At 43.9% G+C, this 20,066-nt stretch carries 19 protein-coding genes; 6 read left to right on the top strand and 13 right to left on the bottom strand.

Annotated features, from left to right (window positions below):
- Positions 1 to 248: 248 nt before the first annotated feature.
- The 3 genes from AB4161_RS21535 to AB4161_RS21525 form a co-directional block, all read right to left on the bottom strand.
- On the bottom strand, positions 249 to 1,610 hold the full coding sequence (locus tag AB4161_RS21535) for a sodium-dependent transporter (RefSeq protein ID WP_372084258.1): 1,362 nt from the start codon (positions 1,608 to 1,610) through the stop codon (positions 249 to 251).
- A gap of 289 nt (positions 1,611 to 1,899) precedes the next feature.
- The gene (locus AB4161_RS21530) at positions 1,900 to 2,676 is read right to left on the bottom strand and encodes a YggN family protein (RefSeq protein ID WP_372084256.1); all 777 of its coding nucleotides are present in this window, start codon (positions 2,674 to 2,676) and stop codon (positions 1,900 to 1,902) included.
- An 88-nt stretch (positions 2,677 to 2,764) separates the two neighbouring features.
- Positions 2,765 to 3,238: a GreA/GreB family elongation factor gene (locus AB4161_RS21525; RefSeq protein ID WP_372084254.1), complete on the bottom strand. Its 474-nt coding sequence runs from the start codon at positions 3,236 to 3,238 to the stop codon at positions 2,765 to 2,767.
- Between the two features lie 145 nt (positions 3,239 to 3,383).
- On the opposite strand from AB4161_RS21525, the gene AB4161_RS21520 reads away from it, so the two are divergent.
- On the top strand, positions 3,384 to 5,318 hold the full coding sequence (locus AB4161_RS21520) for an ATP-dependent DNA helicase RecQ (protein WP_372084253.1): 1,935 nt from the start codon (positions 3,384 to 3,386) through the stop codon (positions 5,316 to 5,318).
- 64 nt (positions 5,319 to 5,382) lie between these two features.
- Here AB4161_RS21520 and dinB read toward each other — a convergent pair whose 3' ends face one another.
- Positions 5,383 to 6,459, bottom strand: a complete 1,077-nt coding sequence (dinB, locus tag AB4161_RS21515) for a DNA polymerase IV (protein ID WP_372084252.1) — start codon at positions 6,457 to 6,459, stop codon at positions 5,383 to 5,385.
- A 162-nt stretch (positions 6,460 to 6,621) separates the two neighbouring features.
- On the opposite strand from dinB, the gene AB4161_RS21510 reads away from it, so the two are divergent.
- Positions 6,622 to 7,860, top strand: a complete 1,239-nt coding sequence (locus tag AB4161_RS21510; RefSeq protein WP_102333772.1) for a response regulator — start codon at positions 6,622 to 6,624, stop codon at positions 7,858 to 7,860.
- 135 nt (positions 7,861 to 7,995) lie between these two features.
- Here AB4161_RS21510 and nqrM read toward each other — a convergent pair whose 3' ends face one another.
- The 9 genes from nqrM to bolA form a co-directional block, all read right to left on the bottom strand.
- On the bottom strand, positions 7,996 to 8,250 hold the full coding sequence (nqrM, locus tag AB4161_RS21505) for a (Na+)-NQR maturation NqrM (protein ID WP_009848378.1): 255 nt from the start codon (positions 8,248 to 8,250) through the stop codon (positions 7,996 to 7,998).
- 16 nt (positions 8,251 to 8,266) lie between these two features.
- A complete protein-coding gene (locus AB4161_RS21500) occupies positions 8,267 to 9,271 on the bottom strand; it encodes an FAD:protein FMN transferase (RefSeq protein WP_017059913.1) in 1,005 nt (334 codons plus the stop codon).
- A gap of 174 nt (positions 9,272 to 9,445) precedes the next feature.
- Entirely contained in the window at positions 9,446 to 10,672 is a 1,227-nt protein-coding gene (nqrF, locus tag AB4161_RS21495; protein WP_017059912.1) for an NADH:ubiquinone reductase (Na(+)-transporting) subunit F, read from the bottom strand.
- 29 nt (positions 10,673 to 10,701) lie between these two features.
- Positions 10,702 to 11,298, bottom strand: a complete 597-nt coding sequence (gene nqrE / locus AB4161_RS21490) for an NADH:ubiquinone reductase (Na(+)-transporting) subunit E (protein WP_009848375.1) — start codon at positions 11,296 to 11,298, stop codon at positions 10,702 to 10,704.
- Between the two features lie 7 nt (positions 11,299 to 11,305).
- On the bottom strand, positions 11,306 to 11,938 hold the full coding sequence (locus tag AB4161_RS21485; RefSeq protein WP_008223083.1) for an NADH:ubiquinone reductase (Na(+)-transporting) subunit D: 633 nt from the start codon (positions 11,936 to 11,938) through the stop codon (positions 11,306 to 11,308).
- Entirely contained in the window at positions 11,938 to 12,705 is a 768-nt protein-coding gene (locus AB4161_RS21480) for a Na(+)-translocating NADH-quinone reductase subunit C (protein ID WP_017059911.1), read from the bottom strand. Before AB4161_RS21480 ends, AB4161_RS21485 begins: the two co-directional genes overlap by 1 nt.
- Positions 12,695 to 13,939: an NADH:ubiquinone reductase (Na(+)-transporting) subunit B gene (locus tag AB4161_RS21475; protein ID WP_010439046.1), complete on the bottom strand. Its 1,245-nt coding sequence runs from the start codon at positions 13,937 to 13,939 to the stop codon at positions 12,695 to 12,697. The genes AB4161_RS21480 and AB4161_RS21475 overlap by 11 nt, the downstream gene beginning before the upstream one ends.
- A gap of 5 nt (positions 13,940 to 13,944) precedes the next feature.
- Positions 13,945 to 15,285 (bottom strand): Na(+)-translocating NADH-quinone reductase subunit A, encoded by a 1,341-nt coding sequence (locus tag AB4161_RS21470; RefSeq protein WP_017080319.1) that lies wholly within the window; start codon positions 15,283 to 15,285, stop codon positions 13,945 to 13,947.
- Positions 15,286 to 15,804: 519 nt separating this feature from the next.
- The gene (gene bolA / locus AB4161_RS21465) at positions 15,805 to 16,113 is read right to left on the bottom strand and encodes a transcriptional regulator BolA (protein WP_017059909.1); all 309 of its coding nucleotides are present in this window, start codon (positions 16,111 to 16,113) and stop codon (positions 15,805 to 15,807) included.
- A gap of 174 nt (positions 16,114 to 16,287) precedes the next feature.
- On the opposite strand from bolA, the gene AB4161_RS21460 reads away from it, so the two are divergent.
- From AB4161_RS21460 to AB4161_RS21445, 4 genes are all read left to right on the top strand, one after another.
- Positions 16,288 to 17,439 carry a methyltransferase gene (locus AB4161_RS21460; protein ID WP_372084251.1) on the top strand — a complete coding sequence of 384 codons (1,152 nt, stop codon included), beginning with the start codon at positions 16,288 to 16,290 and terminating at the stop codon, positions 17,437 to 17,439.
- Between the two features lie 66 nt (positions 17,440 to 17,505).
- Positions 17,506 to 18,075 carry a YajG family lipoprotein gene (locus AB4161_RS21455; protein ID WP_017059907.1) on the top strand — a complete coding sequence of 190 codons (570 nt, stop codon included), beginning with the start codon at positions 17,506 to 17,508 and terminating at the stop codon, positions 18,073 to 18,075.
- The gene (locus tag AB4161_RS21450) at positions 18,075 to 18,623 is read left to right on the top strand and encodes a peptidylprolyl isomerase (protein WP_372084249.1); all 549 of its coding nucleotides are present in this window, start codon (positions 18,075 to 18,077) and stop codon (positions 18,621 to 18,623) included. The genes AB4161_RS21455 and AB4161_RS21450 overlap by 1 nt, the downstream gene beginning before the upstream one ends.
- A gap of 53 nt (positions 18,624 to 18,676) precedes the next feature.
- Positions 18,677 to 20,035 (top strand): AmpG family muropeptide MFS transporter, encoded by a 1,359-nt coding sequence (locus AB4161_RS21445; RefSeq protein WP_372084247.1) that lies wholly within the window; start codon positions 18,677 to 18,679, stop codon positions 20,033 to 20,035.
- Positions 20,036 to 20,066 lie beyond the last annotated feature (31 nt).

Genomic DNA, 20,066 nt, shown 5'->3' with positions numbered 1-20,066 from the left:
CCTACTATCAGATTTCTGTTCGTCACAACCAAGTTTTGCCATTTGCTTCCTTCAGATTTCACCTCACGGTGAACACCCTTGCATAGGCTAACGGTTCTCGCTCGACTGAGCCCGTAGAGGACTTTCACCTCCTAGATCAACGCCATGCTCGGCGCACAAACAACAAAGCCACTCTTTATGAGTGGCTTTGTGCTTAATATTTCAAGTTCAGAGGAGGTAATTTCAAAAAGCCCAGATAGGGTTCTGCATTAACCGAAAGATGCCCAGATAACCGTTGCTACCAAAATTGGGCACACAAATTTCACATACATTGGCCAAACCTTACCAAACCAACCAAGTTGAAAATCAGGACTGCCTTGTTCAAGCTCTTTCACTTTTGAAGCTCGGCTCCATACCCAACCACCAAACACACAGAACATCAGTGCAGCGACTGGTTGAAGATACTGAGTTGCAATCATCGCTACCATGCCAAACATCGCAGCAAAGTTGTAAACAATCACCACACTAAACAGCGCGATAGCACCACCAATCACCCAGCTTGTTGGCGTTCGTCTAGTATTGAAACGCTCACTCACTAGCGCAACCGGGCCTTCAAGCATCGAAATCGAAGAAGTCAGTGCAGCAATCGTTAGTAGTAAAAAGAACACAATCGCAAAGATCTGTCCAAGCACACCTAAACTATCAAACATCAACGGCAAAACCGTGAATACTAGAGTGTCAGAGCTTAATAGTGAGCCGTCTTCAGCGTAGATTTGAACGCCTTTTTGCATCGCAACAAACATTGCTGGCATCACCACTAATCCAGCAATAAAAGCGACAGCAGTATCCACCAGAGTTACGTTCATCGCCATTTTTGGTAGGTTCTCTTTCTTGCTTAAGTAAGAGCCATAAACCAACATCGAGCAACCGCCAATAGTGAGTGAGAAGAACCCCTGTCCCATTGCCGCCAGAATCAGTTTTCTATCCCACACTTTCTCAAAGTCTGGAATAAGGTAATGTTTTAGGCCTTCCATCGCGCCAGATTGCGTCATGATGTAAACAAACAATAAGCCAAATAAAACAAACAGCGCAGGCATCAAACGAGTCGACCATTTCTCGATGCCTTGCTTAACACCGCCCTGCACAATCAAGATAGTCAGTACATAGAACGCGACGGTACCAAATACGTTGCGCTCAACACTGAAGCCCTTAAACCAATCAGCAATCGCTTCTAGGCCGATAAGATCCGCGACCGCACCAATTAGGAAACAGATCAACCAGCCACCAACAATACTGTAAAACGCCAACACTGCGCTTGGTACACTCAGTCCAACCCAACCGACAAACTCACCGACTTTCTTACCCAAAGGGTTTGTCGTCAAAGATCGCATGCTATCAACTGGGTTTGCTTGGCCGTGACGGCCTATAGTCATCTCAACCACCAACATAGGGAAAGCAACCACGAAGATCATGATCAAATAGACTAAAAGGAAAGCGCCACCACCGTTGCTAGCAACTTGAGTCGGGAAACCCCAAATATTACCCAAGCCAACCGCTGCACCAGCCGCTGCTAAAATAAAACCTAAACGAGAGCTAAAGTGCTCTCTTGAAGAGGAAGATTGTTGGTCCATATCGCCCGCATTAAAAATCAGTGAACTAGTTGAGAAGTACAGTAATAAAAAGCAATGATAGGCACAACCAATAAATGAACAATTCTCTGATTTTTACAATCAATGCGCTATTTAGAACAACAAAATTAACAAAAAACCAGTCTTATCGTTCAATTATAAGCAACAAAGCGAAACAGTAGGCTTAAGAAGGAAATGGATTGAATTGAGATAAATACTCGCCGTGTGGTTCCATTTATACAAACAAAAAGAGCACCGACCGGTGCTCTTACTATTCATCACTAGACTCGAATTAAATTGTGAAGACTTGGTAATCTTTTAAGTTCGGAATGATTTCATGCAGTTCTTGCTCTTGTTCTGCCATCTCATCAAGTGAATCACAGAACTCATTCGCTTCCTCCTGTACTTGTTGAGAGTGTTCTTTCATTCGCTCTTCAACTTTCAGCTTTAATTCAGCCATACTGTCAGCCAGTTCAGTCAGGTTGAGCCCACCTTCTTGCTTCATCTTTTCTGACATGGCATTAAAAGCACTAGAAATAAACTCTTGGTTAAAGATCTCTTTAGCTTTTTCGAAGTCTTCAGACCAACCATTGGCCATCGACTCAAAGCTGTCTGCAGGCAAAACCAGCTCGCCATCTTTGTAGTAACGGGCTTCTAGGTCTGCGAAAAACGTTTTCATCGACTCTTTTACGTTATCAAACGATTCTGGAGAGTCTAAACTAACAGCAATATCATCAATCACATCATTGGCTAATGCGAGACTTTCGCTTGCCATCTGCTTAGCTCGTGGTATGTACTCACTCATACTCTCACGATATTTTTCAATCGCCGCTTGTTGGTCAGCATCAAGCTCAACTTTCTCGCCATGAATATAGAGATCGTTATTATCATCGAACACGGCGGTATCACCATTTACCTGATGAATTTCGACTTTTTGGTCATCGATTCGCAACTCATTCTTCAAATCAACTCGACATTGAGCCGCAAATGTTGGCAGGCTCACAACAGAGATCGCCGCTGTTAACGATGCAATTAATACACTGTTTTTCATAAATATATTGCTTTTCATAACATCCTCTCATCAATCTGACAGATTACTATACCCTTGGTATATGCTCCTTTGTCAGAGAAACGTTTTATATCTATTAGTCAGTTAGTTAGTCGATAGAGATAACTTCGTAGCAAAACTGTTTATCTGCGACCTTAAACTCAATCTCATCACCAATTTCTTTACCCATTAGAGCCTGGCCAAAAGGTGCATTTGCCGTCACGATGGCAATCTCATTCTCATTCCACGTGACAGAAAGTCCGCCGACTCTCGGCCCCATAAAAAAGTGTTTATATTGATCATGCTCGTCAATGACCACAACGTAACTGCTCACCGTAACCTTCTCACTATCACGCAACACTAAGTTACGATAACACTGAATATCGTCTTCACACTCTTGTACCCTCACCGCTTGACCATGGGCGAGATACGAAGCTTCTAATGCCAATGTATCGTACTTATGTTCAGGCACTGTCTCTTCATCTGTCGCAGCATCAATAGCGCGTTGAGTAGCAGATTGTGCGATACGTAATCGGGATTCAAGTTGCTCTATGATTATTTGGCGAAGCTCAGACTTATTCATACTATTGGGGTGCTTTTCTATAGGAGCTACAGAATAGAATTAGGTACAATCAGGTGCAAGACATTTGATTCATCAAGCGACGCTATCATGAATGGGCGCCCGCTTTAGCATCAATACGACACTTAATAACTCAGGTAGAACATAAATGATTGAGCAGAAGCTACAACAAGTATTCGGATTCGACTCACTGCGCAATGGGCAAAAGCAAGTCATTGATAACGTTCTATCTGGTCACTCGACTGCCGCGATATTCCCGACAGGTTCAGGTAAATCGCTGTGCTATCAATTACCAGCATTAGAGTTACCGCACTTAACCTTGGTGATATCGCCACTGTTAGCCTTGATGAAAGACCAACTCGCTTTCCTGCACAGTAAAGGCATTAGCGCAGCTGCAATCGAGTCAAGCCAAGACAGACAAACCACACAACAGGTTATGCAGTCGGTACGTAACGGTGACACCAAGATCCTCATGATCTCCGTTGAGCGCTTGAAAAACGAACGCTTTCGCCAGTTTATCTCCCAAGTGCCGATCTCGTTACTGGTGGTAGATGAAGCGCACTGTATTTCAGAATGGGGACACAACTTCAGACCAGATTATCTGAAGCTTCCTCAATATCAGAAACAGCTCAATATTCCTCAAGTGCTGCTACTGACAGCAACCGCGACGACATCTGTTATCCAAGATATGAAATCGAAGTTCGAAATTGATGAGGAACGCGTTGTGGTTACGGGGTTCTATCGTCAAAACCTCGACCTGTCGATTCAACCTTGCGAACAAACCAGCAAGCTAGAAACCTTGTGTAATGTCGTTAACCAAGCTTCTCTCGCTCCAACTATTGTTTATGTCACCCTTCAACAAACGGCAGAGATGGTGGCTCAGCAGCTTCGCAATGCTGGCGTTAATGCAGTGGCTTACCATGCGGGTCTTAAGCCTGAAAATAGAGATGCTATTCAACACCAATTCATGAATGATGACGTGAGCTGTATCGTCGCAACTATCGCGTTTGGTATGGGCGTGGATAAGTCCAACATTCGCCGAGTGATTCACTTTGACTTACCAAAATCGATCGAAAACTACTCACAAGAGATCGGCAGAGCTGGTCGAGATGGGCAAGCGTCTGAATGTATTTTACTGGCTAACAAACACGGTTTAAGCACACTCGAGAACTTCGTTTTTGGTGATACGCCAGACAACATATCGATCCAAGCGGTATTAAAAGAGATCTACGAAAATCAAAACATTGGCGCTTCTGGCTCGAATCAATGGGAGATCATGCTTAATCAACTATCACGTGAATCCAACATTCGTCAGTTACCGCTAAAAACACTACTGGTGTATCTCGAAATTGAAGGTGTGATTGAGCCCAAGTACAGCTACTTCGCAGACTACAAATTTAAGTTCATTCGTCCGAAACAGCAGATCACAGAGCAATTTCAAAGTGAACGTCGTCAATTTGTCGAAGCGATTTTCCAATGCTCTCCTCAAGCAAGAGTGTGGTGCCAAGTCGACTTCGATGCGCTTTGGACACACTTCCAAGCCGATCGTCAGCGCGTAATTGCAGCTATCGACTACTTCAATGAACAAGGTTGGATTGAACTAGAAAGCAAGCAGATCACCGATGTCTACGCGATCCACAATACTTCTGAAGATATGATGCAACTGTCAGAGCGTCTAACTGAGTTGTTTAAAGCAAAAGAAAACAGCGAGATAAACCGCCTTAACCAAATGCTGAATTTCTTTGAGGCGGATACTTGCCTAAGCTCACGCCTTGCGAGTTATTTTGCCGATGATAAAGCACCAACAAACTGCGGTCACTGCTCTGTATGTCGAGGAGAAGTGGCAATCTTACCAACCGTTGATGTTGAACCTATCGATGATGAGACGGTGATGACATGGATACATGAGTTTATTTCGGCTAGCCAACAACTGATTACCGACGAGGCAATTACTCGCTTCTTATGTGGAATCGCCACCCCGCTTTCAACCAAACTCAAAGCCAGTAAAATGGTCGGTTACGGCAAGCTAGAGCAGCAACCGTTCAGTGATACCTTAGCGCGAGTAAAACAACTTCCTAGGTAATTCTTACTTATAAAAAACCGACTAGGCTATGAAGCGTAGTCGGTATTCATCTCACTCATTATCTTTAAAAGAAGCTCAACTGACGCATTTGGTCTTTAGGTTGCAGCATTACGCTTAAACCAAGCAGGCGTATTTCTCGCCCCTGTTGTCTTTTCAGTATTTCATTAAGCAGCTCTTTGAAGTGTTCACGATCGAGAGAGGCATGGATGTGTTCAATCGTAGTTTGTTGAAAGTCGGCGAACTTGAGCTTAATGCCCTGCTTGATGATCGCTTTGCTTGGGCTAGCCTTTTCTAAGCGAGTCTCGAGTTCAGGAAATAGCTTATCTTCGATTACCTGCCAACATTCTGCGTAGCTTGAAATGTTTTGGGTAAAGGTGCGCTCTACACCTACCGATTTTCGCTCGCGCTCGATGATAACTTCTCGATCATCAATGCCATGACTGCGCTTCCAGAGTGATGCACCTTGACGGCCAAACTTGAGTAGCAGGTCTCGATAGTCAGACTCCTTGATATCCTTACAAGTAAAAAAGCCTGCTTGATGCAACTTTTCAATACTCACCTTGCCGACACCAGGAATCTTTTCAAGTGGTAGATCATCGATCACTGATTGCACATCTTGTGGAGGGATAACAAACTGACCATTGGGCTTATTCAGATCTGAGGCCACTTTCGCCAAGAATTTAATCGGTGCAATTCCTGCAGAAGCTGTCAGGTTCAGTTCGTTCCAAATATCACGGCGAATAGACTCGGCAATAAGTGTTGCTGAACCGTGACACCGCTTAGAATCGGTGACATCAAGGAAAGCTTCATCCAAGGAAAGTGGTTCAATGATTGATGTGTATCGAGAGAAGATTTCACGGATCTTTTTAGATATCTCGACATAGACCGACATTCTTCCCGGCACAACCAATAGATTAGGACAAAGCTGTAGGGCCTTTCCGGTAGGCATTGCAGAGCGAACACCAAACTTGCGAGCTTCATAATTACAGGTGCTCAAAACGCCGCGTTGCTTTTCATGCCCACCAACAGCTAACGGGCGATTTCGGTAAGCAGGGTTATCACGCATTTCTACAGCCGCGTAAAAACAATCCATATCGACATGGATTATTTTTCTGACTTTCTCTTGGTCCGAACTGCACATTTGGAAATAACTCAACCTTACAACTGTATCTATGAACAGTATAATCAATTATTCTCAGATTTAAAATGATCTGGAGTCCAGCTCAACAGGTTTCACTTCATTCGCCGCCCACTATTCTGATAGTATTGTTAGGAGTATTTAGTCTATAAGTAGGGATAGCTTTTGAGTGAAAAAATACTAGTGGTAGAGGATAGTCGCGCATTCAGAAACTATCTTTACCAACAATTTAAGAACGATGGCTATGAAGTTGCGTTGGCGGAATCTGTAGAAGAAGCCAAAGCGATCTTAGAGCAAGAAACGGATTTCTTGTGTGCAGTCCTCGACTACTGTTTACCTGACGGCCAAGACGGCGAGATCATTGATCTCGTCTTAGGCTATCAACAGAAAATCATTGTCCTGACCGGGATGTTCGACAATCAACTGCGAGAGCAAGTCCTAGCCAAAGGCGTTATCGATTACATACTTAAAGACAGTATGTCATCAGTAAGCTACCTACTTCCCCTGGTTCAAAGAATTTCGAATAATCGCCATCACAAAGCATTGGTTGTCGATGATTCAGCGGTCGTTCGCCGTTACATAGCTCAACTTCTAGAACACCAATATATCCAAACTATCCAAGCCGAAGATGGCGAACAAGCATTAAAGCTCCTTCATAACGATCCCGATATTACGTTCGTTGTTACAGACCATGATATGCCGAAGAAAGACGGTATAGCGATGATCCGTGAGATACGACGCGATCACGACAGAAACCAGTTGGCTATTCTAGGGTTATCAGGCAGCGATGATCGCACCATGACAGCTCGATTCCTTAAAGCGGGGGCTAACGACTTCCTTTACAAGCCTTTTAACCAAGAAGAATTCTTCTGCCGTATCCATCAACTGCTTGATATGAAAGAAGCGGCCAACGAGCTATTTCGACATGCCAACGAGGATGCTCTTACTGGCTTATGGAACCGTCGTTACCTGTTCAATCAAACATGTAAAGGTTGTGAGCAGCGCAGTATAGCCATGATGGATATCGACTTCTTCAAGAAAGTGAACGACACCTACGGTCACGATGGTGGTGATGCAGTCCTCGTGGAAGTCGGCAAGATCATCAAAGACCATTTTAAAGATGATGTTGCTGTACGCTTCGGTGGCGAAGAATTTTGTATTCAGTCGTGTGGTTCGTTTGAGAGCTTTGTTGACAACTTAGAGTCCATGAGAGAAGCCATTGAAAGCCATGTTGTTGAGCATGACTCTCAAAGAATCAAGGTCAGTATCAGTATCGGCGTAACCGATTTAGACGCGAAGCTAGATGAGCAGATCAAAGCCGCTGATGAGCTTCTTTATACGGCAAAAGAGCAAGGTAGAAACCAACTAGTGTTTGCGCGTAACAGCATGCAAATCGAACAATAGTCATTCGCCTCTGTTTCCATTTTTGGTATACCAAGATTAATTGCTAGACCTCAAAACTAAAAAAGCTCAAGACGATAATCTTGAGCTTTTCAATTTGAGGGCATAGATAACTCTATCCCCTATGACTGTCACCAATTAAGCGATACGGTCTTTACTCCAAGCCGCTTCTTTTTGTTGACGCTCAGCCAGCTTCTCTTCACGGTAAGCTTCACGTGCTTCACGCTTCTTACGCGCGTCACAAGGTTCAGGGCAGTTACATACTTTATCAATACCAACAGCACCCAAACCGCCACAGCTACCTTTCACAACTTTCTTTTGGATAATGTAGCCAATTGACATCGCTGCGATTACTGCAAGAAAAACACCAAATGTAATCAGAAATGTATTCATAATTATCTCGCTTACCTTATTTACCTAAGTATGGCTTAAATGCTTCAGAAGCAATTTCTTTAAAGCCATCTGCTGTTTTTACCACCATAAACACTGGGATGTTATGTTGGTTTGCGACTTCCATTCCTTTTTCCTCACCTAAGACCATAAGGCCCGTAGATAAGCCGTCTGCAGTCATTGAAGACGGGTTTAAAACAGTCACAGAAACCACTTTATGGTGAAGAGGCTTTCCTGTTTCAGGGTTGATGATGTGTGAGTAACGAACACCATCACGTTCAAAATAGTTACGGTAATCACCAGAGGTTGCGATAGCCATATCACCCGGCTCGATGATCTCTTGGATATTACGCTCATCAACGCTTGGTTTCTCAATCGCGATACGCCAGCCCACGTTCTCACGGTTTAAACCTTTCAGACGAATTTCGCCACCGACTTCAACCATGTAGTTGTGAATACCGATAGAATCAAGGTAGTCAGCGACGACGTCAACACCCCAACCTTTTGCAATCGTGGATAGATCGACATACAGGTTAGGTAGGTCTTTCTTCAACATGTTGCCTTCAACACTAAGATGATGGATACCAATCTTAGCCTTGCGAGCCGCCAGCTCTTCATCTGATGGCACAACTTCAGGACGAGCTTCAGGACCAAAACCCCATAAGTTAACTAACGGACCAACCGTTACATCCAGAGCTCCTTCAGTAAGACCGTTCAAACGAATCGCTTCTTTCACAACCGTCGCTGTTTGCTCAGATACTTCGAACGCATCCGCACCTTTATGCTGGTTGAAACGGCTTAATTCGGAATCTTCACGGTAAGTCGACATCTGGTCGTTTACTTCTTCAAGTAGACGATCGATCTCTGTATGAACTTCATTAGACTCAGGAAATTCATCACCATTGATGTATTTAATATTGTAACTCGTGCCCATCGTTGGGCCACTCAAATGCACTTGCTCTCTTGACTGCTCACAGCCCGCAAGAAAAATCAAAGAAGTTAATGCAACAAGCCAAATTCTCACTTGCTTACTCCTGTCTAATGTTGAGGATTTATATAAGGAAAAATAAGAGTAAAAAATAGGTATTTTGAATGCCTTACTCTTTCTTATATAAGCCAGTATGTTGTCAAAAGCTGTCTTAGAAAAACAAATGGCTGACTCGTAGGAGTCAGCCATAATATCAATCACTTAAGTGGATTAACCACCGAAGTCATCTAGTAGGATGTTTTCATCTTCTACACCAAGATCTTTCAGCATGCCGATAACAGCAGCGTTCATCATCGGTGGACCACACATGTAGTACTCACAATCTTCAGGAGCTTCGTGATCCTTCAGGTAGTTTTCGTACAGTACGTTGTGGATGAAACCAGTGTAACCGTCCCAGTTGTCCTCTGGTTGAGGATCAGACAGTGCACAGTGCCACACGAAGTTTTCGTTTGCAGCCGCTAGGCCATCGAAATCTTCAATGTAGAACATCTCACGCTTAGAACGCGCGCCATACCAGTAAGACATCTTACGAGTAGACTTAAGACGCTTAAGTTGGTCGAAGATATGAGAACGCATAGGCGCCATACCTGCACCACCACCGATGAATACCATTTCATTGTCTGTGTCTTTAGCAAAGAACTCACCAAATGGACCAGAAATAGTACATTTGTCGCCTTCTTTAAGAGACCAGATGTATGAAGACATAACACCAGGAGCTACGTCAGGGTTGTTTGGCGGCGGAGTTGCGATACGCACGTTAAGCTTGATGATGCCTTTCTCTTCTGGGTATGAAGCCATAGAGTAAGCACGGATCGAATGCTCTTTAACGATAGACTCATAACGGAACAAGTTGAACTTATCCCAGTCACCACGGTATTCCTCAGGAATATCGTAATCTGCGTATTTCACGTGATGTGGTTCAGCTTCAATCTGAATGTAACCACCCGCGCGGAACGGAACTTCTTCACCTTCAGGGATCGCTAGAGCAAGTTCTTTGATGAAAGTAGCTTCGTTGTTATTCGAGATAACAGTACATTCCCACTTTTTAACACCAAAGATATCTTCGTCTAGTTCAATCTCCATGTCAGTTTTCATAGCAACTTGACATGCAAGACGTTCGCCTTCGCGAGCTTCACCTTTTGTGATGTGATCAAGTTCAGTTGGAAGGATGTCGCCACCACCAGACTTAACTTTTACACGACACTGACCACAAGAGCCACCGCCACCACAAGCAGAAGATACGAAGATACCAGCGCCAGCCAGGGCACCAAGTAGCTTGCTACCAGGTTGAGTAACGATCGCCTTTTCAGGGTCGCCGTTTACTGAAATAGTGATGTCACCTGATGGTACTAACTTAGACTTAGCGAAAAGAATCACTAGTACTAGAGCCAGTACAATAATGGTAAACATCGCTACGCCAAGAATAATACTAAACATTTGTTATTCCTTATTACTGGGTGCTTACCCTACAGTTGAACACCAGAGAAAGACATAAAGCCTAACGCCATCAGACCAACAGTAATGAACGTGATACCAAGGCCACGAAGACCTGGAGGTACGTCAGAGTACTTCATCTTCTCACGGATACCCGCAAGAGCAACGATAGCTAACATCCAACCCACACCAGAACCGAAGCCGTAAACAACAGATTCAGCAAAGTTGTAGTCACGAGTTACCATGAAAGATACACCACCAAAGATTGCACAGTTAACTGTGATCAGTGGAAGGAAGATACCTAGTGCGTTGTACAAAGGTGGGAAGAAACGGTCTAGAACCATCTCTAGGATTTGTACAAGTGCCGCGATAACACCGATGAATGCGATGAAGTTAAGGAAACTTAAATCGACACCTTCAACAAGCGCGTTTTCTTTCAGGATGTGTGTGTAAACAAGGTTGTTTACAGGAACAGCGATTGTAAGTACTACAACTACCGCAACACCAAGACCAAAAGAAGTTTTAACTTTCTTAGATACCGCTAGGAATGTACACATACCTAGGAAGAAAGAAAGCGCCATGTTTTCGATGAAAATCGATTTAACTAGCAGACTAATATAATGTTCCATGACTACCTTACCCCTTCGCTTCTACTTGTTCTGGTTTGAACACACGAATTGCCCAAATCAAGAAACCAATTAGGAAGAATGCAGAAGGTGCTAGAAGCATCAAGCCGTTTGGCTGATACCAACCACCGTTGCTCACTAGAGGTAGTACTTCCATACCAAATAGTTTGCCAGAGCCTAGAAGCTCACGGAAGAAACCAACAGTGATAAGAACGAAACCGTAACCAAGACCGTTACCAAGACCATCGATTAGAGATGGGATTGGCGCAGACTTCATTGCGAATGCTTCAGCACGACCCATTACAATACAGTTAGTAATGATTAGGCCTACGAATACAGATAGCTGCTTAGAGATATCGTATAGGTATGCTTTAAGCACTTGGTCTACCACGATTACTAGTGATGCGATAATTGCCATCTGAACGATGATACGCACACTGTTAGGAATGTGGTTACGGATCAAAGAAACGAAGAAGTTAGACAGAGCAGTAACAAACATTACCGCAATAGTCATAACAAATGCTGTTTCTAGCTTAGTGGTTACCGCAAGAGCAGAACACACACCAAGAACCTGTAGCGCGATTGGGTTGTTGTCCAACACCGGCGCTAAGATGCTCTTTTTAATTTCTTTTGCACTAGACATTAGTTCAGACCTCCGTCACGAACTTTTGCTAGGAACGGACCAAAGCCCATATCACCTAACCAGAAGTCAAATGTATGTTGAACACCAACGCTAGTCAGTGTTGCACCAGAAAGGCCATCTACACCGTGCTCAGAACCTTGAGGAGCGCCACCTTTAACAACCTGAATAGCAGGTTTGTGGTTTTCGTCGAATAATTTCTTACCAACGAATTGAGCGCGCCAAGATGGGTTCTCAACTTCACCACCAAGTCCAGGAGTTTCACCTTGCTCGTAGTAAGTGATACCAGAAACTGTGTTGCCATCAGTTTCTACCGCAACGAATGCGTACATCATTGACCATAGACCGTTACCGTGAACAGGGATGATAACTTTAGAAGTTTCAGCGCCATCTTTCACAAGGTATACAGTACCCGTGTTAGCACGACGAAGGATCTTAGCGATGTCATCTTCAGCTGAAAGCTTGATTGACTGAGCTGGATCTTTTGCCGCTTTACGTTGGTCGTATGCAGCAGCGTCGCCGTCAACGAAATCGCCAGTAGCGAAATCAACTAGACGAGGTTCAATGTTCTCTGCGTACAGTTCAGGGATATTACCCGCAAGTTCAATGCCCGCAACTTCAAGGATCTTGGTTTGCTGATCCAGAACCGCGTTAGCTTGTTGCTTAGGTTTAAGAACAACTGCAGCTGTTGAAACGATGATTGAGCACACTAAGCTCAATGCGATAACAACAAACAGCGTCTTTTTAATGCTATCGTTATTACTTGCCATAGCGCGCTAGTCTCCGCTTAATGTTCTTCTCGATTACAACGTGGTCAAACAGAGGAGCAAATAGGTTTGCGAATAGGATCGCAAGCATCATGCCTTCTGGGTATGCAGGGTTAACTACACGAATCATTACACACATTGCGCCGATTAGGATGCCGTACCACCACTTACCACCATTGGTAAATGACGCTGATACAGGGTCTGTTGCCATGAAGAACATACCAAATGCGAAGCCACCTAGAACTAGGTGCCAGTGCCAAGGCATGCTGAACATTGCGTTAGTGTCAGAACCGATCACATTAAACAATGTTGATACAGCAATCATACCGATCATAACACCAGCAATGATGCGCCATGAAGCAATGCCCATGTATACGATCATTGCAGCACCGATCATAAGTGCAAGCGTTGATACTTCACCGATAGAACCTGGAATGTTACCAATGAATGCGTCCATCCAAGTGATCGTCTCACCAGATACCGTGTTCATTAGCGCGCTACCACCGCCTTGAGCCCATTGGCTAAGCGCTGTTGCACCAGAGAAACCATCAGCGGCAGTCCAAACTACGTCACCAGAAATCTGAGCAGGGTATGCAAAGAATAGGAACGCACGGCCAGCAAGTGCAGGGTTTAGGAAGTTACGACCCGTACCACCAAAAATCTCTTTAGCAACAACAACACCGAAGGTAATACCTAGTGCAGCTTGCCATAGAGGAAGTGTTGGCGGAACAATAAGCGCGAACAAGATAGAAGTAACAAAGAAACCTTCGTTAACTTCGTGCTTACGCACCATACAGAACAGTACTTCCCAGAAACCACCAACGATAAAGACCGTCGCGTAGATAGGTAAGAAGTAAGTCGCACCCAAGAGCATCTTACTGCCCCAACCTGCATCGGCTCCTAAGGAGGCTCCAAGCATTTCGGTTAGCCAGTAGTGCCAGTTACCATCAATGATAGAAACTAGTTCTGCACCTGAATACATGTGGTTTAGTGCTGCAATAGCTTGACCACCTGCGTTGTACATACCCCAGAACATTGCTGGGAATACCGCAAGCCAAACCATGATCATGATACGTTTTAAGTCAACGCTATCACGGACATGCGAGCTTTTCTTTGTAACTGTACCTGGTGTGTAGAAAAGTGTTGCTGCAGCTTCGTAAAGCGCAAACCACGTTTCGTGTTTACCACCTGGTTCAAAATGATGCTCGATGTCTTCAATAAACTTTTTAAGGCCCATGAAAATTACCCTTCCTTCACAATTGTATCTAGGCATTCACGAAGTAACTGACCGTACTCGTACTTACCAGGACATACAAAGGTACACAGTGCTAAATCTTCTTCATCTAGCTCTAGCGCACCAAGTGCTTGTGCACTATCAACGTCGCCAGCACATAGATCGCGAAGCAGCAAAGTAGGCTCCATATCTAATGGCATTACTTTCTCGTAGTTACCAATTGGAACCATAGAGCGATCACTACCGTTTGTTGTCGTTGTCATGTTGAACAACTGACCTTTAAACACGTGACCAAGGAATGAACGAGTAACAGAGAACTTGTTCTTACCAGGCATAGCCCAGCCAAATAGCTCTTTATCACGACCTTCACGAAGAACCGAAACCTGTTGATGGTAACGGCCAAGGTAAGCATGTGGACCTGAAGCGTGAACACCAGATAATACTGAACCTGAGATCAGGCGAACTTCACCTGGCATCAACTCGCTGTCCGTCAACTCTTCAAGGCTAGCACCAATTTGAGTACGAACTAGGCGTGGGTTATTAACTACTGGACCAGCCAGAGAAACAACACGCTCAGAGTAAATCTCACCAGTAAGGAACAACTTACCGAATGCGATAACGTCTTGGTAGTTAATGCTCCACGCTACATTTTGTGCATTTACCGGATATAGGTAATGCATATGCGTGCCTGCAAGACCTGCAGGGTGTGGGCCATCAAAAACATGTTCTTCAACGTTAGACTGAGCTGAACGAGGTAAGCTAGTACCTTTTTTACAAACGTACACTTTACCGTTAGTCAGAGTTGAAAGAAGATCTAAACCAGCAACGAAAGCATCAGACTGCTCGTTAATGATTAATTCTGGCTCAGCTGCTAGCGGATTAGTATCCATAGCAGTAACGAAAATAGCCTGAGTTTCAGAATCAACTGCTGGAACCTTGCTGAACGGACGAGTTCGCAAAGCGGTCCATGCGCCAGACTCAACTAACTGAGCTTTAACCGTTTCACGGTCAAGGCCTACTAGTTGGTTAGCTTCATAGCTATTGAACGTGATTTGCTCATTGCCTGCTACTTCAATCACTACTGATTGAAGAACACGCTTAGCACCACGGTTCACTTCAATAACTTTACCGCTTGCTGGAGAAGTAAATACAACACCTGGGTTCTTTTTATCTGCAAAAAGAACTTGGCCTTTCTTCACTTCATCACCAACGCGAGCATGCATCGTAGGACGCATACCAACGTACTCTTCGCCAAGCAAGGCGACTTTAGTGATGGACTTACCATCATTAATCACCTGGGATGGAGTTCCTGCGATAGGAAGATCCAAACCCTTCTTTATTGTAATCATACGCACTTGCACTACTTTATCGGGAAAAAGATTCTTTTAATTGCGTAAATTCAGGACGTTTTAAAATCGCCCTTAGACACGACATTACAGTGTCCGGTTTTGGTAAATTTGAGATACCAAAATCGCAACATTTTCATAATAAAATCACCACACGAATCATGTGAGATTTATCAGGTGCGATATTCTAGCATTTTTTGACAACTCGATGCCATGACCAATAACTTGAATACAGCCTTTATTTGGTGAGATTTGAAGCATATGGCCTCTCAAATATGTATAAATTTGACGAGCCGCACAGATAAAATGGCTTTTGAATCGTGTTTTAAACAAGAGATTAATACTCTGTCACAAACTAATATTTTACTAGTTATGTTGAAACACTGTTAATAAAAACATTACTCATTGTAGGTATTTGATCTCGTTCAATTTGACATCAGTTTGGGTGATATAAGAACGAAAAATACATACGTTTGACGACAAAAAAAGCGCCATGGCGCTTTTCTCTGTATATAGGCCTTCTTACTTTCCGCCACCCATACACATTGGACTGTCTGGCACGCTATCTAGCTGCTTCATCCATTCATCTTTTGTATAAGTGTGAATAGACAGTGCGTGGATATTATTGGCTAACTCTTCTGAAAGTGCCTTATTTACCGCTCGATGACGAGCAATAAGACGCAAACCTTCAAACACATCGCTGACAACAATCACTTTGAAATGACTCTCAGAACCAGCCGGAACATTGTGCATATAGCTCTCATTGACCACGTTTAAATGACTTGGTGAAAACTCATTGTGCAATTTTGTTTCGATAACTTCTTGGATCATTGTGATTCCTTAATAACGTATTGGCATTATCCGTGGGCTGAGTATAAACCCTAACAGGTCGAGTGTCTGAGTATTTCATAGCAAATGGCATAGGTTTGGTTGAGTTTTTTCTATCTTGTTCAGCCTGCATTTGAGACAATATCTTTGTTATTTCTTACATAAGTATCTCAAGCAATGAAAACCGAACTTACCCTTCACGATAGAACTTTAACCTTACATCGTTTCCCGAAACGTTCAAATGAAACCCTTCAAGCTTGGGATGCGGGCGACGAATACATTATTAGCCATGTTGAAGAGATGAACCTTGAACCTGGTAAACACATCCTGATCATGAACGACAGCTTCGGTGCCCTATCCGCTTGGTTCTCGAAAGATCATGATGTCACTATGATGAGCGACTCATTTATCTCTCACCGTGGTGCCCTGAAAAACTTGCAGCGCAATCAAAGTAACCGAGTGAACTTCTTGAACACGATGGATGATATCCCACACGGTATCGATCTTGTGATCATGCAGCTGCCAAAAACAAATCGTCACCTAATCTGGCAATTGAGTCAGCTACGCCAAGCATTGCCTGAAGGCTGCCAAGTGATCGGCGTCAACAAGGTAAAAGAGATTCACACCTCTACGCTTAACCTGTTCGAAAAATACCTAGGCGAAACCAAAACATCACTAGCGAAGAAAAAACACCGCTTAGTCTTCTCATCTCCAAACTGCCAGCCAATTCAAACGGTAGAGCCTTTTGTTGAATGGGATGTAGACGGTGAAGATATCCGCCTGAAAAATTTACCAAATGTTTACTCAGGGGAAGCACTCGATCAAGGCGCTCGCTATATGCTAGAGCACATTCCTCAAGATCCTGAGCTACGTCATATCATCGATCTTGGTTGTGGCAACGGTGTATTGAGTGTAAAAGCAGGGCAATTGAACCCACAAGCCCGTATCACCTGTGTGGATGAAAGCTTTATGGCGGTGGAATCGGCGCGCCAAAACGTCAAAGATAACCTTGGTGAAGAAGGCAACTTCCAGTTCATCGCCAACAACTGTTTAGATGGCTTCAAGAAAAACAGCACCTACTTAGTGATGTGTAATCCTCCATTCCATCAGCAACAAGCGATTACGGATCACATTGCGTGGCAAATGTTCTGTGATGCAAAGCATGTTCTAAGCAATGGAGGCAAATTAATTGTTATTGGCAACCGACACCTCGGATACGATGTCAAACTAGCAAGACTATTTGGTGAAGCTAACGTTGAAACGCTTGAACTAAACCAAAAATTTGAGATATTACAAGCAACAAGAGAACCTGCGAATTTTAATAAATAAGCAGAAACGACTTCACAAGAATTTAAGATACCGAGCTTCTGGTGTGAATTTAGAAAGGATAAAGGAATGAAAAAACTGATTTTGGCTGCTTCTATTATGGCTTTGACAGCATGTTCAGCCCCTCAGCAAGAACAGATCAATGTAATGCCAGAAGCTTCACTAAGCTCAAGCAACCTTGTACAAGGCAAAACATACACACTAACCAGTAAAGATGTTCGTGCCGCTCAATATGTTGCATTGGTTGATAGTGGCCGTTCAAACATTCAGCCAATTCACGCTAAGCAAAACATGCGTATTTCTCTAGAAAATGCTGTTGCACAGCAGTTAGAGTCTCAAGGTTTTCGTGCGAGCGTAAACAGTGAAAACTCGATTGTTTTAGAGATTCAAGAAGCACTCGTTACCGTAGAGCACACCATTATGGAAAACAAAATGGACGGTAAAGTAACGCTTGAAGTTACCGCTGAAACGCCTGAAGGCAAACTAGTTAAAACATTCAACGGCACTGCAACACGCACTGGTGCATTGAGTGCATCTAACGACGACATCTCTATGGTTCTTAATGACGTGATCAACTTGGTTCTTACTGAGATCGCTAACGACCAAGAGCTACAAACTTACATGAAGGAACGTTTCTAATGGGTCGTATTTTATCTTCTATCGCATTAATGCTAGTGAGCGTGAGCGTTTGGGCTGGTCCTAAAGTAAACGTGGAAACAACATTAGGCGACTTCACTATTGAGCTTAACCAAGAACAAGCACCGGTTAGTGCGGAGAACTTCCTAAAATACGTTGCTGACGGCAGCTACGAAGGCACTATCTTCCACCGTGTTATTCCTGGCTTTATGGCTCAAGGTGGCGGCTTCGATCAAGAGATGAATCAACAAGCAACTTACGCTCCTATCAAGAATGAAGGCAGCAATGGCTTGAAGAACGATACAGCAACAATCGCGATGGCTCGTACTAATGCGCCAGATTCTGCAACTCGTCAGTTCTTCATTAACTTCTCTGATAATGACTTCTTGAACGCAAAAGGTAGCAACCCAGGCTACGCTGTATTCGGCAAAGTAACTGAAGGTTTTGATGTTGTTCAAAAGATGGCAACGATTCCAACCAAGCGAATGGGCCGCATGTCAGACATACCAGTTGACCCAATCGTCATCACTAAAGTGACCATTCTTAAGTAATCCAATCTAACGCCCTTATTTCTTAAGGGCGTTTTTCTACACAAGGACGCCCTATGTCATCAGGCACTCCCTCTCTTTCTTGGATGCAGACTTTCCGCAGCTACCTAGATAAACGCCTACTTTGGGTGTTTATGCTCGGCTGTTCGAGTGGCTTCCCATGGGTTCTTATTGGATCCAATATGTCTGGTTGGCTAAAAGATGCAGGTTTAACGCGTGCTGCCATCGGCTACTTTGGCAGTGTGTTTGCCGTGTATGCGATTAACTTTCTATGGGCACCATTGGTAGACCGAGTAAAACTGCCGGTGCTTCACGCAATACTCGGCCAGCGACGCAGTTGGATCTTTTTCTGCCAATCCATTGTTTTAATCGGTACCTTATTCATCGCAGGCGTCAATCCCGCAGAGAACTTGGCGTTTACTTCAATGTTGGCGCTCGCTATTGCCATTGCCTCAGCCACGCAAGACATCGCGATTGATGCATTTCGTATTGATACCTTCCCAAAATCCGAAGCATCAAAACTGCCGCAAGCTTCTGCAATGGCCGTAATTGGTTGGTGGACGGGGTATTCTCTACCAGGCTACCTTGCCTTTATTAACGCAGACTCAATCGGTTGGAATGGCGTGTATTACGGAATGGCAGGCGTCGTTATCGTACTAATGCTGTTTACTCTTTTTGTCGGAGAGCCAAATACACAACGCGAAGCCCTGCAAGAACAGGCTCAGCAACGCCACAATAAGGTTGTCGGTTCGAAAGTCGTGGCTTGGTTCAGTGTTACCGTGTTAGAACCGTTTTATGACTTCTTCAAACGAAACGGAGTTCAAGTTGCCATCACCCTACTGCTGTTCGTATTCCTGTTTAAGATAGGTGAGGCCTTCTTAGGCAGAATGTCGATTCCCTTCTACAAAGAGATCGGCTTTAGCAATGAACAAATCGGCCACTACTCCAAATTAATTGGTTGGGGTGCAACCATATTCTTCACCTTGCTTGGCAGTGTCTTCAATGTGAAATTTGGTATTGTACGTGGGCTAATGATTGGCGGCGTAGCCATGGCAGCCAGCAACCTAATGTTTGCATGGATTGCTCAAGTAGGACCCAATGAAAACTTATTCTTGGCAACGATTATTGTCGATAATTTCACGACTGCCTTTTCGACCGTCGCATTTGTCTCTTTCTTAACGCTATTAACTGGGCAAGCTTTCTCGGCAACGCAATACGCCTTGCTAGCATCATTGGGAAATTTCGGTCGTACAACTCTGGCTTCATTTAGCGGTGAGCTGGTCGACTTCCTCAATGATTGGTCAACCTTCTTTATACTAACGTCATTAATGGTGATTCCAAGTTTGATCATGCTCTACTCGTTACGCCACTTTTTCACTGATTTATTAGAAAAAGCCAAAAACAACCACGAATAAGAGTAAAAGAAAACAATCGAGTAGGAGGAGG

Origin of the sequence: Vibrio sp. 10N.286.51.E5, assembly GCF_041469125.1 — a bacterium.
Taxonomy (GTDB): domain Bacteria; phylum Pseudomonadota; class Gammaproteobacteria; order Enterobacterales; family Vibrionaceae; genus Vibrio; species Vibrio crassostreae_C.
This window is presented reverse-complemented; position numbering and strand designations above follow the sequence as displayed.

Excerpts from the sequence above, each read along its gene's own strand:
- AB4161_RS21475 (WP_010439046.1), bottom strand. The coding sequence starts at position 13,939 with ATGGGCCTTAAAAAGTTTATTGAAGACATCGAGCATCATTTTGAACCA.
- AB4161_RS21450 (WP_372084249.1), top strand. The coding sequence starts at position 18,075 with ATGGGTCGTATTTTATCTTCTATCGCATTAATGCTAGTGAGCGTGAGC.
- dinB (WP_372084252.1), bottom strand. The coding sequence starts at position 6,459 with ATGTGCAGTTCGGACCAAGAGAAAGTCAGAAAAATAATCCATGTCGAT.
- AB4161_RS21535 (WP_372084258.1), bottom strand. The coding sequence starts at position 1,610 with ATGGACCAACAATCTTCCTCTTCAAGAGAGCACTTTAGCTCTCGTTTA.
- AB4161_RS21455 (WP_017059907.1), top strand. The coding sequence starts at position 17,506 with ATGAAAAAACTGATTTTGGCTGCTTCTATTATGGCTTTGACAGCATGT.
- AB4161_RS21520 (WP_372084253.1), top strand. The coding sequence starts at position 3,384 with ATGATTGAGCAGAAGCTACAACAAGTATTCGGATTCGACTCACTGCGC.
- AB4161_RS21470 (WP_017080319.1), bottom strand. The coding sequence starts at position 15,285 with ATGATTACAATAAAGAAGGGTTTGGATCTTCCTATCGCAGGAACTCCA.
- nqrF (WP_017059912.1), bottom strand. The coding sequence starts at position 10,672 with ATGTTTAGTATTATTCTTGGCGTAGCGATGTTTACCATTATTGTACTG.
- AB4161_RS21530 (WP_372084256.1), bottom strand. The coding sequence starts at position 2,676 with ATGAAAAGCAATATATTTATGAAAAACAGTGTATTAATTGCATCGTTA.
- AB4161_RS21485 (WP_008223083.1), bottom strand. The coding sequence starts at position 11,938 with ATGTCTAGTGCAAAAGAAATTAAAAAGAGCATCTTAGCGCCGGTGTTG.
- nqrM (WP_009848378.1), bottom strand. The coding sequence starts at position 8,250 with ATGAATACATTTCTGATTACATTTGGTGTTTTTCTTGCAGTAATCGCA.
- AB4161_RS21445 (WP_372084247.1), top strand. The coding sequence starts at position 18,677 with ATGTCATCAGGCACTCCCTCTCTTTCTTGGATGCAGACTTTCCGCAGC.
- AB4161_RS21480 (WP_017059911.1), bottom strand. The coding sequence starts at position 12,705 with ATGGCAAGTAATAACGATAGCATTAAAAAGACGCTGTTTGTTGTTATC.
- AB4161_RS21525 (WP_372084254.1), bottom strand. The coding sequence starts at position 3,238 with ATGAATAAGTCTGAGCTTCGCCAAATAATCATAGAGCAACTTGAATCC.
- nqrE (WP_009848375.1), bottom strand. The coding sequence starts at position 11,298 with ATGGAACATTATATTAGTCTGCTAGTTAAATCGATTTTCATCGAAAAC.
- AB4161_RS21460 (WP_372084251.1), top strand. The coding sequence starts at position 16,288 with ATGAAAACCGAACTTACCCTTCACGATAGAACTTTAACCTTACATCGT.
- bolA (WP_017059909.1), bottom strand. The coding sequence starts at position 16,113 with ATGATCCAAGAAGTTATCGAAACAAAATTGCACAATGAGTTTTCACCA.